Consider the following 13,863-nt stretch of genomic DNA (forward strand, 5'->3'; position numbering starts at 1 on the left):
CCGGTCAGCGTCCGATGGCGCGCCCGAGGTTGCGGCTCTGGATCCCGCCGGAGACCGCGTCGTCGAGGTCGGGCCGCCTCGGCGGCTCCAGCACCTGCTCGATCAGGGCCCCACGCCGCCGCGCCGCCTCCAGCTCCGTCACGACCGCGGCGACGTCGTCCTCCACCGCCTGGCCCGGCGGCCGGGGCAGCACCACGAAGCGCTTGCGCGTGAGCTGGGTCTCGAGACTGGTGACCGGCGACGCCGACTGATCAGCCGCGGCGCAGCCGCCGAGCGCCACGGCCACGCCGACGACCACGATCCCCACGCGCATCCCCGGCCTCCTCGGAGCGATAGGCTACACCCGACCGTCAGGGAGCGCTCACCTGGTCGCTGAGCTCGTTGGTGTCGTCGGGGCGGCGGGGGAAGTGAGCCTGCAGCGTTCGACCGACTTCGGCCACCGCCTCCACCAGCGCCTGCCGCGGGCGGCCCGCGCGCAAGCGCTCCACCAGGAGGTCGCGAATCCGGTCCCAGTAGCCGTCGCCGACGTGGGCGTGGACCCCCTCGTCGCCCAGGACAGCCAGCTGGTGGTCGTCCAGGGCCACGTAGATGAGCACGGCGTTGCGTTCGCGCGTGCGGTGCATGCCCAGCTCGGTGAAGACCTGGCGCGAGCGCGTCAGGGCGTCCCCCGCCGGCAGCCGCGGCTCGAGATGCACGCGGATCTCGCCCGATGTCCCCGCCTCGGCCAGGGCGATGGCCTCGCTCACCGCGCTCAGGTCGTCGTGGCTGAGCACGCGTCTGACCCAGCGTGGAGGGGAAGCCATCACCACTGCCCGCTGGCGCCACCGCCACCGAAGCTGCCGCCTCCACCCGAGAAGCCCCCGCCGCCTCCACCCGAGAAGCCGCCCCCGCCACTGCCGCCCCGCCAGCCCGGCGAGATCGGCGGCACGTACCAGCCGCGAGGTCCCCCCGTGTAACCGCGCCGGCCCGGGCCCAAGCGCCGGACGTGGCGATTACCGAAGAGCGCGGAGGCGATCATGACGATGAGGACCAGCGTGACGACGCCGAACGCCACGAAGGGCAGCCAGGCTTCGGGCGGGGTGCCCCCCCGGGCCGCCGGTGGCGCGTTGCGATTCTCGATGCGGGCGAAGACGGCATTGACCGCGCTCTCCAGGCCCGAAGCGTAGCGCCCTTCCCGAAACCGGGGCGCGATGACCTCCGAGATGATGGTGCTGGCGACGGCATCGGGCAGGACCGGCTCCAGACCGTACCCGACCTCCAGCCGCACGCGGCGCTCGGCCAGGACGACGACCAGGATCACGCCGTTGTCGAGCCCGCGCTGCCCCACCCGCCAGCGCTCGGCCAGGCGGATCCCGAAGTCCTCCAGGCTTTCGCCCTCCAGCGAACGAAAGACGGCGATCACCATCTGGGCGCCCGTGGCGCGCTCGCGCTCGGTCAGCAGGCTCTCCAGCCGCCCCCGGTCGGCCGCGGACAGGAGCCCGGCATAGTCGTTCACCCGCGCCGTGGGCGCTGGCGGGATCTGGAGAGCGAGGGCGAGCAGTACGGCCGGGAACAGACTAGAACTTCACCTTCGGAGGCGTCGCCGCATCGGGAGTCGCTTCGAAGAAGGCCTTGGGCTGGAAGCCCACCAGGTTGGCCACCAGGCTGGCGGGAAAGACCCGCAACCGTGTGTTGTACTCCCGCACCGACTCGTTGAACCGCCGTCGCTCGACGGCGATCCGATTCTCCGTGCCTTCCAGCTGCGACTGCAGCGCGAGGAAGTTCTGGTTGGACTTCAGCTCGGGATACCGCTCCACGGTCACCAGGAGCCGGCTGAGCGCTCCGCTCAGCTGCTGCTGAGCGGCCTGGAAACGCTCCAGGGCCTTGGGGTCGTTGAGGGCCTCGGGGGTGAGCTGGATGCTGCTGGCGCTGGCCCGCGCCTTCGTCACTTCCTCGAGGACCGTTCGCTCCTGGGCGGCGAAGCCCCGGACCGTCTCCACCAGGTTGGGGATGAGGTCGGCCCGGCGCTGGTAGACGTTCTGCACCTGCGCCCACTTCTCGCTGACGTCCTGATCGAGTCGGACCAGCTGGTTGTTGATGCCGATCGCCCAGCCGCCCACGGCGACCACCAGGATCCCGATGATCACCAGCGCGATGAGCGTCCCGCGTGCCACGATGGTTGAGATTATACGCGCGGCCGGCGTAGACTTCGCGCCATGCTCGAGCCGCTGCCCGAATACCGGGTGAAGGCGCGGAACACGTGGGCCGGGGGCGAGAATCTCATCCACGACGATGCCGTGGCTCGCCAGCACGGGTTTCGCGGCGGCCTCGTGCCCGGCGTCACCGTCTACGCCTATCTGACCCAGCCGCTGGCGAGCGCGCTGGGGACCGCCTGGCTGGCCCGCGGCACCGCCAGCGTGCGCTTCGTGAAGCCGGTGCTCGAGGGTGAGGAAGTCGGGGTCGCCGGCGCCGTGACGGCGCGCGAGGCCACCGGCCTGAGCGCGCACGTGACCGCGTCGACGACCGCGGCAGGAGAGTGCGCCGTCGCCGACGTGACCGTGCCGGCGGGCTCGCCGACGCCGGTGAACGCGGCCCTCTATCCGGAGGCGCCCCTGCCCGCCGAGCGGCCGCCCGTGAGCCGGGAGGTGCTCGAGCGTCCCGGCCCGCTGGGCACGCCCGAGGCCCTCTACGACGAAGCGCGCGCCGCCGCCTATCTGGAGAGCGTGGCCGACGGGCTGGCTCTCTACCGAACGGCCCAGGGCTGGGTCCATCCGGCGTTCTACCTCGATCAGGCCAACCGCGCGCTGGACCGCAACGTGCGACCCGGCCTCTGGATCCACGTGTCGAGCCGGGTCCGCCACCTGGGCGGCGCGCGGGTCGGCGAGCGCCTGAGCACGCGGGGCCGGGTCCGCTCGCTCTGGACCAAGAAGGACCGGGACTACGTCGAGCTGGATCTGCTGATCACCGTCGGCGCCCGCCCGGTCGCTCACATCATCCACACCGCGATCTATCGGCTGCCGGACACCGCGAGTCAGCCGGCCTTCTTGAAGAATTCGTAGCGCGCGGCCAGAAAATCGCGATTCGGCTTCAGATGGTCGGCGCGCGGCACGTGAATCCGCCGGCCCTGGCGCTGGGGACGTTCCAGCGGGAACGCTCGCGCCGTCCTCGTCAGGCGGCTGTGACCGGATGGTGTCCCATCACAATGCCGGCGGAGGGCACAGCTCGCGAGTCCGGCCGTCGTTGCTTCGGCAAGGACCGCGTGCTAGAACCGTGAGCGCGCGACGGGAGAGCGCCGGGGCGCCGGCGCTATCGATTCGCCGGGAAGCTCTGCCGAGGAGGCCGCCGTGGATCTGACGTACTCGCTCGAGGACCTCGCGTTCCGGGAGCGGGCGCGGCGTTGGTTCGAAGCCAACACGCCACGCCACGAGCTGACGACCCTGGAGCAGCGCCGGAGCTGGCACCGCACGCTCTACGAGGCCGGCTACGTCGGGATGGGCTGGCCGCGGGAGTACGGGGGGCGGGACGCCACGCCCATGCAGCAGGCGATCGTGGCGGACGAGATGGCGCGCGTGAACGCGCCGCCCACCATCAACGGCCTCGGCATCGGCATCGTGGGGCCCACCATCATCGTGCACGGCACCGAGGCCCAGAAGCAGCGCTATCTCCGCAAGATCCTCAGTGCCGAGGAACTGTGGTGCCAGCTCTACTCCGAGCCCAACGCAGGCTCGGACCTGGCCAGCCTCAGGACGCGCGCCGAGGATCGGGGCGATCACTTCGAGGTCACCGGCCAGAAGATCTGGACCAGTGGCGGGCTCATCGCCGACTGGGGCTTGCTCCTGGCCCGCACCGACCCTCGCGTCCCCAAGCACAAAGGGATCTCCTGCTTCCTCATCTCCCTGCGCCAGCCCGGCGTGGAGGTGCGCCCGCTCAAGCAGATCACGGGGAGCGCGGAGTTCGCCGAGGTGTTCATGACCCAGGCCCGCGTCGAGAAGAGCGACCTGATCGGCCGCCTGGGGCAGGGCTGGGAGATCGCGCAGACCACGCTGTCCTACGAGCGCGGCGGCAACTCGCTGGCCCGCGTGACCCGCTACGCCATGGCCTTCCGCCAGCTGGTGGAATCGACCAGGACCCTGCGCCGGAGCGGCCGGCCCCTGCTCGACGATCCGGTCGTCCGGGGCCGGCTCGGGCGCCTCTACGCCGAGCTCGAGGTCCAGCGCTATGCGGCGCTCCGGGTGCTGAGCGCGCTCGAGAAGGGCGAGTCTCCGGGACCGGCGTCCTCCATCACCAAGCTCTCCTACAGCGAGTTCGAGAAGCGTTTCTACGAGGTGGCGCTGGAGATCCTGGGACCCTACGGCCAGGCGTCTTCGGGCCTGCCGGCGAACCTCACCTTGCCCGTCGTCGGCTCCTCCGGCCACGGCAACACGTGGCCCTACGCGTTTCTGTGGTCACGGGCGGGCACGATCTACTCGGGCTCGTCGGAGATCCAGAAGAACGTGATCGGCGAGCGCGTGCTGGGGCTCCCCAAGGAGCCGCGGGCCGACCGGGTGAAGGTCTGATGGATTTCGCCTTCAACCCCGATCAGCAGCTGCTCCGAGATTCCGCGCGCGGCTTCCTCGACGCCCACTGCCCGTCCACCGTCGTGCGCGCCCTGTGGGACGACGCCCGCGGGGAGAGCGAGAGCATGTGGAAGGACATGGCCCAGCTCGGCTGGCTCGGCCTCACGCTCCCCGAGGCCGTGGGCGGCAGCGCGCTGGGCATGGTGGAGACGGCCATCCTCCTCGAGGAGATGGGCCGGGCCGCCTATCCCGGCCCGTACTTGTCGACCGTCCTCGCCGCCACCGCGCTGGCCGAGGCGGGCAGCCCCGACCAGCAGCGCCGCTGGCTCGGGGCCATCGCGGCCGGCGCCGCGCGCGCCACCGTCGCCGTGCTCGACACCGACTGGAGCTGGGAGCCCGCGGCCATCGCCACCCGGGCGGTTCGCGCGACCGGCGGCTTCACGCTCACCGGGACCAAGCGCTTCGTGCCCTGGGCCCACGTGGCCGACGTGGTCATCGTCCCCGCGCAAGCACCGGAGGGACTGAGTCTGTTCCTCGTCGAGCGTGCGGCGCCGGGCCTGACCCTGGGCGCCATCCAGGGAATAGACCTGGGCACCCGCTGGGCCACCCTCACGCTGGACGCGGTCCCCGTCGCCGCCGAGGCGGCGCTCGGCCCACCCGCCCAGGGGGAAGCGCTGCTGCAACGGGTGCTGCAGCGCGGAGCGGTCGGCGCGGCGGCGGAGATGCTGGGCGCGGCGCGCCGCTGCCTGGACATGAGCGTGGCCTACGCCAAGGTGCGAGAGCAGTTCGGTCAGCCCATCGGGGCCTTCCAGGCCATCCGCCACAAGTGCGCGGAGATGCTCATGGAGGTGGAGAACGCGCACGCGGCCACCTACTACGCGGCGTGGGCCACCGATACCGGGGCCGAGGACGCGGCCCTCGCCGCCTCCGTGGCCAAAGCCTACGTCGGCGACGCGGCCCGCCAGGTGTGCGGCGAGGCCATCCAGGTGCACGGAGGCATCGGGTTCACCTGGGAGTACGACCTGCACCTCTACGTCAAGCGCGCCAAGGCCCTGGAGACCATGTACGGGGACGCGGATCACCATCGCGAGCTCATCGTCCGCCGCCTCGCGAGCTGAGGCGGGCGCCTGACACCGGTGTCCTCGGCCCCGCTGCACGGTATCCAAGTCGTCGACCTCACCGGCTACATCGCCGGCTCCTACGCGGCGATGATGTTGGCCGACCTCGGCGCCGACGTCGTCAAGGTCGAGGCGCTGACCGGCGATCCCTTCCGAGAGCTGCCCGGCTTCTTCGGCTGGAACCGGGGCAAGCGCTCGCTGGCCGTGGACCTCAAGACGCCCCGGGGCCGCGCCATCGCTGAACAACTCGCCGCCCGGGGCGACGTCGTGATGGAGAACATGCGGCCGGGCGTGGCGGACCGGCTGGGGCTCGGCTGGCCGGCGCTCTCGGCCATCAATCCGCGGCTGATCTACTGTTCGGTCACCGCCTTCGGCTCCACCGGGCCCTACGCCGACCGGCCCGGCTTCGATCCGCTGCTCCAGGCCATGAGCGGGGCCATGGCCATCCAGGGCTTCGGGGGGCCGCCCCAGTACATCCGCATCGCCATCACCGATTACTACGCGGCCGCGCTGGGCGCTCAGGCCGTGCTGACCGCGCTGTTCGTGCGCGAGCGAACCGGGCGCGGGCAGCGCGTGGAGACCTCGCTGCTGCACGCGGCCATGGCCCTGCAGTCCGGCAACTTCGTCGACTACCCGGGCAAGCAGCACATCTTCCGCGACAATCCGACCTATCGGCTCTACCGCGCCGGGGACGGGGAATGGTTCTTCCTCGCCTGCGGCAACCAGACGTTCTGGGTGAAGCTCTGTTCGGCGCTCGGCCTGCAGCACCTCGCCGACGATCCGCGCTTCGCCTCCTGGGTCCTGCGCCTGGACAACCGCGAGGCCCTGCTGCCCCTGCTCGAAGGCACCTTCGCCACCCAGCCGCGGGCCCACTGGTTGAAGCTCCTGGCCGAGCACGACATCCCGGCCGCGCCGGTGCAGAGTCTGATGGAGTTCATGGACGACCCGGCCGTGCGCCATCACGACATGAGCCGGAGCTACGAGCATCCCGACGTCCAGCGCTTGCGCCTGCTGGGCCAGCCGCTCATCTTCTCCGACACCCGGGCTGCCGACCCCGGCCCGCCGCCGGCGCTCGGGCAGCACACCGACCAGGTCCTGGGCGAGCTCGGCTACGAGGCCGACGCCATCGCCGAGCTCCGCGAGGCCAAGGTGATCCGATGACGGAAGAGCCGCTTCGCTACGAGGCTGCCGACGGGGTGGCCACGGTGACGCTCAACCGCCCCGACGTGCTGAACGCGATGAACCAGGGCATGCGCGAGGCGCTCACCCGTCGCTTCACCGCGCTGGCGACCGACGATGAGGTCCGCGTGATCGTCGTCACCGGTGCCGGGGAGCGCGCGTTCTCGGTGGGCGCCGACGTCCGGGAGTTCGTCGCGCCCCAGACGCCCGTGCGCTTCCGGGACCAGCGCCGGCTGGTGGACTTTCGCCGAGTCATGGACCGCTGTCCGCAGCCCATCATCGCCGCCATCCGGGGCTACGCGCTGGGCGGAGGGCTGGAGCTGGCCCTGGCCTGCGACATCCGCGTGGCCGGCGACGACGCCCAGCTCGGGCTGACCGAGATCAACCTGGCCATCATCCCCGGCGGCGGAGGCACCCAGCGCCTTCCCCGCCTGCTCGGTCGCGGCAAAGCGCTCGAGCTCATCCTCACCGGGGCCCGGATCGACGCGGCCGAGGCGCGGCGTCTGGGCCTCGTGGAGCGCGTGGTGCCGGCGGCCGAGGTGCGGCAGCAGGCGACGGCGCTGGCTCGCGAGCTCGCCGGCAAGGCGCCCGTCGCCCTGCGCTATGCCAAGGAGGCGGTCGTGAAGGGGCTGGAGCTTCCGCTGGCCGACGGCCTGCGCCTGGAAAGCGACCTCTCGACGCTGCTCCGTACCACCGAGGACCGCCTCGAGGGCGCCCGGGCCTTCCTGGAAAAGCGCCGGCCGCGCTGGACGGGGACGTGACGTTCGCGTACTACAAGCGTCTGAGCCGCGCCCAGCAGGCGATCTACCGCAAGAGCGACCAGGTGAGCGAGATCCGTCTGCCCCGCCCCGAGCTGCTCCATCCCCTCGTCGAGGACGTGGCCTCGGCGCTGGCCTCCGAGAGTCGCGACCAGACGTGGCAGGCCTCGGATCGGCTCCTGCGCGGCCTGGCCCGGGAGCTCGGCGTGCCGCCCGTGCAGGTCGAGGTCCTCGCCGCCCGCCCGCACCGGCGCTGGGGGGAGCTGCACGGCCTCTATACCGCCGAGGCGGGCCGTACGCCGAAGATCCAGCTCTGGATGCGCACCGCCAAGCAGCGTCGGGTGGTCGCCTTCCGGACCTATCTCCGCACGCTGCTGCACGAGCTCGGCCACCACCTGGACTACACGAAGCTGCGCCTGCGCGACTCGTTCCACACCGAGGGCTTCTACAAGCGGGAGTCGAGCCTGTTCCACCAGCTCGTCCCGGAAAGGACCGCCGCCATGCCGACGATGGAGGAGTACGCCAAGCAGACTCTGGCCCAGCGCCTGACCCGCCTCGAGCGCACCCCCGAGGAGCTGGCCGCCGCACTGCAGGGCCAGCCGGAGAGCGTGCTGGCCCGGCGCCCGGATCCGAAGAGCTGGGCGCCCAAGGAGGTCGTCTGCCATCTGCGAGACACCGAGGAGCTCTTCGACAGCCGCTTCCAGCTGATCGCGCTGAATGACGAGCCCAAGCTCGCGGCGTTCGCGCCCGACACCCCGGACCGCTGGGCCGAGGAGCGGCAGTACTTGAGGAACGACGTGCAGCAGGCGCTCGCCGCGTTCCGGCGCCGGCGCGGTGAGACCCTGGCGATGCTCAAGAAGCTCGGTCCCGACTGGCAGCGGGCCGGCCTCCATCCCACCCGCGGGCGGATGACGGCGGACGACTTCCTGACCCTGATGGCCTGGCACGACGACAACCACCTGGACCAGCTCCGGCGCGCGCTGGAGGGCCGGGCGTAGGCGCTCAGCCTTCCACCACCACCACCAGGGGCGCCATCGGCTCCCGCGCCGCAACTCAGCGTCTTTCCTGCCTTCTCCCTTGGCATCCGCCGTGCGTTAGACAAGGCCGCTCGCGCCTGTAGCGCGAGTGAAAGCGGGGAAGCCATGAACGAAGCGAGTTGGCGCGGTGTTCGCGGGCCTCTGCCGTTCGGGGCACTGGCCATCGCCGTCGTCCTCAGTGCGCTCGCGATCGTCGAGGCACTGGGCGGTCAGGCTCGACCAGAACCCGACCCGCCCTGGGTGGCGCATCTGCAGGCGATGGACGACGCTCTCGCCGCGGGGGACCGTCGAGTCGCCGACTGGGCCCTGCGCGAGGCCCACTGGGCGGCGCTCGGGAGCCGGCGGTGGGAGGGGATGATCGAGGTCGGCGATGCGGCGCGGCGCGCCGGGAACATCACCGTCGCGCGCACGGCGTACATGACGGCGGCCTTCCGGGCGCGACGGCTCCGCTCGCTCGAGGGCATCCTGAGCGCCGCCCAGGCGTTCGCCGGGCTCGGGGATCGGGAAGCGGCCCAGCAGTGGCTGAGCGTCGCTACGGAGCTGGCGAAGCCGAGCGAGAGCGGGCTGGCCCGGGTGCGGACGGTCGGCGAGAATCTCCACCGCCGGGCCTTCGCCGGGGAGCGGCCGTGATGCCCCGTGCGTGTTGACATCACCCGATGCCGCGCCTAGAGTCCGACTTTCTGGTGATGGAATCACCGGGCACGTGCGACGGCGGCAGCGAGCGCCCGGACCGAGCAGCGCGGCCTGAGCCGGGCCAGGACGCGCCGCCGGCCGAGCGAATCAGCATCAGCGGCCTGGACCAGCAGTCGGCCGAGGCCCTGAGGATCGCGGTCACGCGTCTGGCAAAGCGATTTGGCCTGGAGGTTCGAGCGGAGGTCCGCGAAGAGCCGTCCCCGGAATGAGCCTCGCCTCCGACTACGACCTGATCGTGCGCGGTGGCCGGGTCATCGACCCGGAGCAAGGCCTGAACGCCGTCCTCGACGTCGCCGTCCGCGACAACCGCATCGCGGCGGTCGCTCCGCACATCGCCGGCGGCCCCCGAACGCACGTGCTCGACGCCACGGACTGCCTGGTGACGCCGGCGGTCATCGATCACCACGTCCACTGCTTCGAGCACTTCACCGACATGGGCGTGCATGCGGATGTCGTCGGCGTCGGCCAGGGGGTCAGCGCGGTGGTCGAACAGGGGACGGTCGGCGCGGCGACGTTCCCCGCGTTTCGCAACTTCATCGTTCGGCCGGCGAAGACCGACGTGCTCTGCTACCTCTCGGTCCACGTGGCCGGAGACCCCAAGGGCGGGCAGCACGACCTGCACAGCCCCGACACGGCGAACGTGAAACGGACGGTGCAGGTGTGCCGCGACTACCCCGATCTCGTGCGCGGGATCAAGGCCCACGCCGAGCTGGGCCTGTATTCCCGGTGGGGAACCAAGCCACTGGCGCTGGCCAAGCTGGCCGCCATGGAAGCCGGCGTGCCTCTGGCTGCCCACATCGGAAACCTGTTCAAAGCCGCCAGGCCGGCGAGCGATTCCCCGGACGACGCCCTCCGCGACTCCCTGACCCTGCTCGACCCCGGCGACATCCTGGTGCATCCCTACACCAACAACCCTGGGGGCCTGCTCGACGAGCACGGCAAGGTCAAGCCCGAGGTGCGCGACGCGTACGCCGGCGGTGTGCTCTTCGATCTGGCGCACGGGACTCACTTCAACCTGGAAACGGCGCGGCGGGCATTCGACGAGGGCTTGACGCCACACATCATCAGCAGCGACGCCCACCATGAGGTCCACGGCGAGCGGCGGGTGGCCTGGGGCACGAGACATCTGACCTATACGCTGTGGGGGGCTATCGCCAAGATGATGGCCCTCGGGATGACGGTCGAGGACGTGGTCAGGATGACGACCAGCACCCCGGCTCGGGTGCTTCGCCAGGAGGACCGCCGGGGCAGTCTCCGCGTGGGCATGCCGGCCGACATCTCTGTTCTTCGTCTCCACACCGGCGCCTGGCTGCTCCGTGACGGCCGCGGCCACACGATTCGGGCCGATCGCTGCCTGCTGCCCCGCCATCTCATCCGACCGGGGCCGGTCCACCAGGTCACCGACGACATCCCCGTCGACCTGGCCGAGGCGCGTTTGTCGGCTTAAACGGGCGCCGCCCGCCCGGAGGAGGTACATCATGCCGCGCAAAGGGACTCGCCGTACTGGGCCCTCGACCGAGCGGCGCCCGAACCGCCACAAGCTCGATGGCCGCTTGCAATTTCTTCTGTCCCTGCCCGCCGAGCGGCTCAGCGAGCTGCGGGGGGCGGAAACCCGGCGGCTCCACGAGGTCGCGGCCGAACTCCGCGAGGCCCGAATGGCCGTCGAGAGGGAAGAGAGCGAAGCGGGAAAATCGCGGGCCCGCGAACGGCTCCAGGCTGCCGAAAGACGGCGCTTCGCTCCGCTCACGACCGGCTTCCATGTGCCTGACGGCTCCGCCGGCGTGCCGCCCGCTCGATTTTCCGAGCCGTTCGTGTCGGCATTCATTCTGAGCGATGCCGGCACCGCGGATCTCGAGGACATGGGGGTGCAGGTGCGCAGCCGGGTCGGCGACGTCTTCACGGCGTTCGTACCCGTATCGGCCATCGCCCGGCTGGAGGCGTCCGCGGTCATCCGCTATGTGGAGCTGGCTCGACCAGTCTTTCCCGCCCTGAACCAGGCCGTTCCCTACGCCCAGATCGATACCCTTCACAACGCCACCCCCGCCGTCACCGGGGCCGGCGTCGTGGTGGGTATCGTCGATCTGGAGATTCTTGACATTTACCATGACGACTTCCGGACAGCGACCGGCGCCACACGCGTGTTGTGGCTGTGGGACCAGAGGTTGGATGCGGCAGACAAGGACCTCGTTGAGGAAGCTCCGCCGGCGGTCACCGGTCTGTCGGCAAGCTACGGCGTCGAATACGACCAGACGACGATCGATACGGAGCTGAACCATCCGGCGGTGACGCCCGCCTACAGGATCGTCAGGCACGGCGGCGACGTGGCCTCCCACGGCACGTTCGTCGCCGGCATCGCTGCCGGAAACGGGCGGGCTCAGTCGGGGACTTTCGTGGGCGCGGCGCCCGAAGCCGACATCATCTACGTACGCCTGTTCGAACCAACCCGCACGGATATCTTCGCGGACAGCGCCTACGTCGCCGACGCCTTTCATTACATCTTCAGTCGGGCGGGCAGCCGGCCGTGCGTCGTCAACATGAGCGCCACGGACGATCTCGGGCCCCACGACGGCTCCGCCCTCGGCGAGCGGCACCTCGACGAGTTCCTGACGGTCCCGGGTCGCGCCATCACGGTGGCCGCGGGCAATTCGAACCTCAACGCGTCCCACGCCGCCGGGACGGTGGCGCCGGGGGGTGTTACGACTCTGACCCTCCACTACGTGGGGGGAGCCGTGAACGGTGACACCGCGGAAATCTGGTACGACGGCCACGATCAGTTCACGGTGACGGTGACGGCGCCGACCAGCCCTCCCGTGACCGTCTCATCCGTCGCGCCGAACACGACCGACAGCACGCCCTTGCCGGGCGGCGGTACGCTCCGGGTCAGTTCGACCCAGGATGATCCGCGCAACCATGACAACGTCATCACCATCATCATCGAGCCGGGACCGAACCAGCAGATCCCCCCGGGCGACTGGACGGTTCGGCTGACCGGTACGGTGGTGATCAACGGGACCTTCCACGCCTGGGTCGATCGCAACAATCGCGACCAGTCCTGGTGGGAGCTCCCGCACGTCCAGGAGAATCAGTGCACGCTCGGCACACCGGCCACGGCCCGGCGCGTCATCGCGGTCGGCAACCACGACACCTCCGGTCCGCCGCCCGCGCTCGATCAGCTCAGTGGCCGGGGCCCGAGCCGGGACGGCCGCGTCGAGCCCGAGATCGCGGCCGTGGGCAGCATGATGGCGCCCCGGTCCCGCAATCAGAACGCGCTCTTCGGCAGCCCGTACGACTGGGGGTCGGGCACCAGCCGGGCGGCGCCGCTCGTGGCCGGGGCGTGCGCGCTGCTTTTCCAGTGCCGCGGCGCCAGCGCCACCTGGGCCAACCTCAAGCAGATCCTGGAGAACACGGCCGGCCCGACGAGCACGGCCATCCCGCACGCCGGGTTCGGCTTCGGCACCCTGCGCGTGGCCAACGCCTGCGCGGTGGCGGCGCCGGCGACCGACGTCTGGCTGCGCGACGACCTCACCGACACCGGAATCGAGCCGTTCACCGGGCCGGTCGCGTGGCTCAGCCCGGACATCGAGATTCTCGACACCGCCGGTACCCCGGTGGCCAATCCGAGCTTCCATCCGACGAACCGCTTCAACAACCTCGTCCGGGTGACTGTTCGCAATCGCGGCACCCAGCCTGCCCGCAACACGGAGGTCTTTCTGTACTGGGCCGATCCCGCGACGAACATCCCGTATCCCTCGGCCTGGAGTGCCTCGGGTATCTACACCGGCGCGCCGAACTTCACGACGCAGGGAAATGTGGCGGTGATCCCGCTGCTGGCCCCGGGCGCGTCGACGCAGGTCCAGTTCGCCTGGGCGCCGCCGGCGCCGGGATCGAACCTGCGCCAGGACAACCACTTCTGTTTGCTGGTGCGGGTCGAGAACGAAGCTGACCCGTCGGGGGTCGGGGCCGGCGGCTGGTCGCCGATCACCGCACGCAACAACATCGCGCTCCGCAACGTCCTGGTTCAGCCGGTAGCGTCCGGCATGGCCTTTTACATCGTGGGGTCCGCCGATCACGACAGCCTCATCATCCGTCCCCAGGACGCGGAGATCGTTCTCGACATCCCGATCGCCGCCTTGCCCTGGCGGGATCGCCGGCTGCTCGAGCGGCACGGCCCGCGCCCGCCGTACGGTCTGCGGGCGGCCGATCCGTTGCGGGCCGTGAAGACGGTGTTGAAGGGGCCGGACGCCGAGGAGCGTATCGATGTCGTCGGCGCGACGGCCCTGGAAGTGCATGACGGAATCGCCCGGATCCGGGCCATGCCCGAGCGAGCGCTGGTGCTGCGATCCCTCCGGCTGATCGAGGGCGCCCGCATGCCAGCGCGGCTGCACGTGCAGGCTCGGACCGATGCCGGCCCCCGGTTCGTCCACGTGGCCCAGTACTCCGGCGGCCAGCTCCTCGGCGGGGTCTCGCTGCAATTCGGCCCGACCGTGGAAGGGCGGCGCGCTTGACAGCGCAGGGCCCGGGACCTAGAGTTCCGCCCGCCGAG

13 protein-coding genes are annotated in these 13,863 nt (G+C 70.9%); 9 read left to right on the forward strand and 4 right to left on the reverse strand.

What is annotated here, in order from left to right; translation table 11 throughout:
* Positions 1 to 4 precede the first annotated feature (4 nt).
* The 4 genes from VFR64_01390 to VFR64_01405 form a co-directional block, all read right to left on the reverse strand.
* Positions 5 to 313 (reverse strand): hypothetical protein, encoded by a 309-nt coding sequence (locus VFR64_01390; GenBank protein ID HET9488397.1) that lies wholly within the window; start codon positions 311 to 313, stop codon positions 5 to 7.
* Between the two features lie 37 nt (positions 314 to 350).
* On the reverse strand, positions 351 to 773 hold the full coding sequence (locus VFR64_01395) for a TPM domain-containing protein (protein ID HET9488398.1): 423 nt from the start codon (positions 771 to 773) through the stop codon (positions 351 to 353).
* A gap of 29 nt (positions 774 to 802) precedes the next feature.
* Complete coding sequence (locus tag VFR64_01400; protein ID HET9488399.1) at positions 803 to 1,495, reverse strand: TPM domain-containing protein; 693 nt, start codon at positions 1,493 to 1,495, stop codon at positions 803 to 805.
* Positions 1,496 to 1,556: 61 nt separating this feature from the next.
* Complete coding sequence (locus VFR64_01405) at positions 1,557 to 2,153, reverse strand: LemA family protein (protein ID HET9488400.1); 597 nt, start codon at positions 2,151 to 2,153, stop codon at positions 1,557 to 1,559.
* A gap of 42 nt (positions 2,154 to 2,195) precedes the next feature.
* Between VFR64_01405 and VFR64_01410 the strand changes: the two genes are divergently transcribed.
* The 9 genes from VFR64_01410 to VFR64_01450 all read left to right on the forward strand — a co-directional run bounded on the left by VFR64_01410 (position 2,196) and on the right by VFR64_01450 (position 13,825).
* Positions 2,196 to 3,038 (forward strand): hypothetical protein, encoded by an 843-nt coding sequence (locus tag VFR64_01410; protein ID HET9488401.1) that lies wholly within the window; start codon positions 2,196 to 2,198, stop codon positions 3,036 to 3,038.
* A gap of 285 nt (positions 3,039 to 3,323) precedes the next feature.
* Positions 3,324 to 4,535 (forward strand): acyl-CoA dehydrogenase family protein, encoded by a 1,212-nt coding sequence (locus tag VFR64_01415; protein HET9488402.1) that lies wholly within the window; start codon positions 3,324 to 3,326, stop codon positions 4,533 to 4,535.
* The gene (locus VFR64_01420; GenBank protein HET9488403.1) at positions 4,535 to 5,653 is read left to right on the forward strand and encodes an acyl-CoA dehydrogenase family protein; all 1,119 of its coding nucleotides are present in this window, start codon (positions 4,535 to 4,537) and stop codon (positions 5,651 to 5,653) included. The genes VFR64_01415 and VFR64_01420 overlap by 1 nt, the downstream gene beginning before the upstream one ends.
* 18 nt (positions 5,654 to 5,671) lie before the next feature.
* Positions 5,672 to 6,814 carry a CoA transferase gene (locus VFR64_01425; GenBank protein ID HET9488404.1) on the forward strand — a complete coding sequence of 381 codons (1,143 nt, stop codon included), beginning with the start codon at positions 5,672 to 5,674 and terminating at the stop codon, positions 6,812 to 6,814.
* Positions 6,811 to 7,593, forward strand: coding sequence for an enoyl-CoA hydratase-related protein (locus VFR64_01430; GenBank protein HET9488405.1), 783 nt, complete (start codon positions 6,811 to 6,813; stop codon positions 7,591 to 7,593). The genes VFR64_01425 and VFR64_01430 overlap by 4 nt, the downstream gene beginning before the upstream one ends.
* The gene (locus VFR64_01435; protein ID HET9488406.1) at positions 7,590 to 8,588 is read left to right on the forward strand and encodes a DinB family protein; all 999 of its coding nucleotides are present in this window, start codon (positions 7,590 to 7,592) and stop codon (positions 8,586 to 8,588) included. Before VFR64_01430 ends, VFR64_01435 begins: the two co-directional genes overlap by 4 nt.
* A gap of 144 nt (positions 8,589 to 8,732) precedes the next feature.
* Positions 8,733 to 9,257, forward strand: coding sequence for a hypothetical protein (locus VFR64_01440; protein ID HET9488407.1), 525 nt, complete (start codon positions 8,733 to 8,735; stop codon positions 9,255 to 9,257).
* 268 nt (positions 9,258 to 9,525) lie between these two features.
* A complete protein-coding gene (locus tag VFR64_01445; GenBank protein HET9488408.1) occupies positions 9,526 to 10,767 on the forward strand; it encodes an amidohydrolase/deacetylase family metallohydrolase in 1,242 nt (413 codons plus the stop codon).
* A gap of 31 nt (positions 10,768 to 10,798) precedes the next feature.
* Positions 10,799 to 13,825: a S8 family serine peptidase gene (locus tag VFR64_01450; GenBank protein ID HET9488409.1), complete on the forward strand. Its 3,027-nt coding sequence runs from the start codon at positions 10,799 to 10,801 to the stop codon at positions 13,823 to 13,825.
* The last annotated feature ends 38 nt before the right edge of the window (positions 13,826 to 13,863 follow it).

Source organism: Candidatus Methylomirabilota bacterium, from assembly GCA_035709005.1.
Lineage (GTDB): Bacteria > Methylomirabilota > Methylomirabilia > Rokubacteriales > CSP1-6 > 40CM-4-69-5.

What these genes read in the sequence shown, in the direction of transcription:
- VFR64_01390 (HET9488397.1), bottom strand. Translation starts at nt 313, where the DNA reads ATGCGCGTGGGGATCGTGGTCGTCGGCGTGGCCGTGGCGCTCGGCGGC.
- VFR64_01410 (HET9488401.1), top strand. Translation starts at nt 2,196, where the DNA reads ATGCTCGAGCCGCTGCCCGAATACCGGGTGAAGGCGCGGAACACGTGG.
- VFR64_01420 (HET9488403.1), top strand. Translation starts at nt 4,535, where the DNA reads ATGGATTTCGCCTTCAACCCCGATCAGCAGCTGCTCCGAGATTCCGCG.
- VFR64_01430 (HET9488405.1), top strand. Translation starts at nt 6,811, where the DNA reads ATGACGGAAGAGCCGCTTCGCTACGAGGCTGCCGACGGGGTGGCCACG.
- VFR64_01440 (HET9488407.1), top strand. Translation starts at nt 8,733, where the DNA reads ATGAACGAAGCGAGTTGGCGCGGTGTTCGCGGGCCTCTGCCGTTCGGG.
- VFR64_01445 (HET9488408.1), top strand. Translation starts at nt 9,526, where the DNA reads ATGAGCCTCGCCTCCGACTACGACCTGATCGTGCGCGGTGGCCGGGTC.
- VFR64_01450 (HET9488409.1), top strand. Translation starts at nt 10,799, where the DNA reads ATGCCGCGCAAAGGGACTCGCCGTACTGGGCCCTCGACCGAGCGGCGC.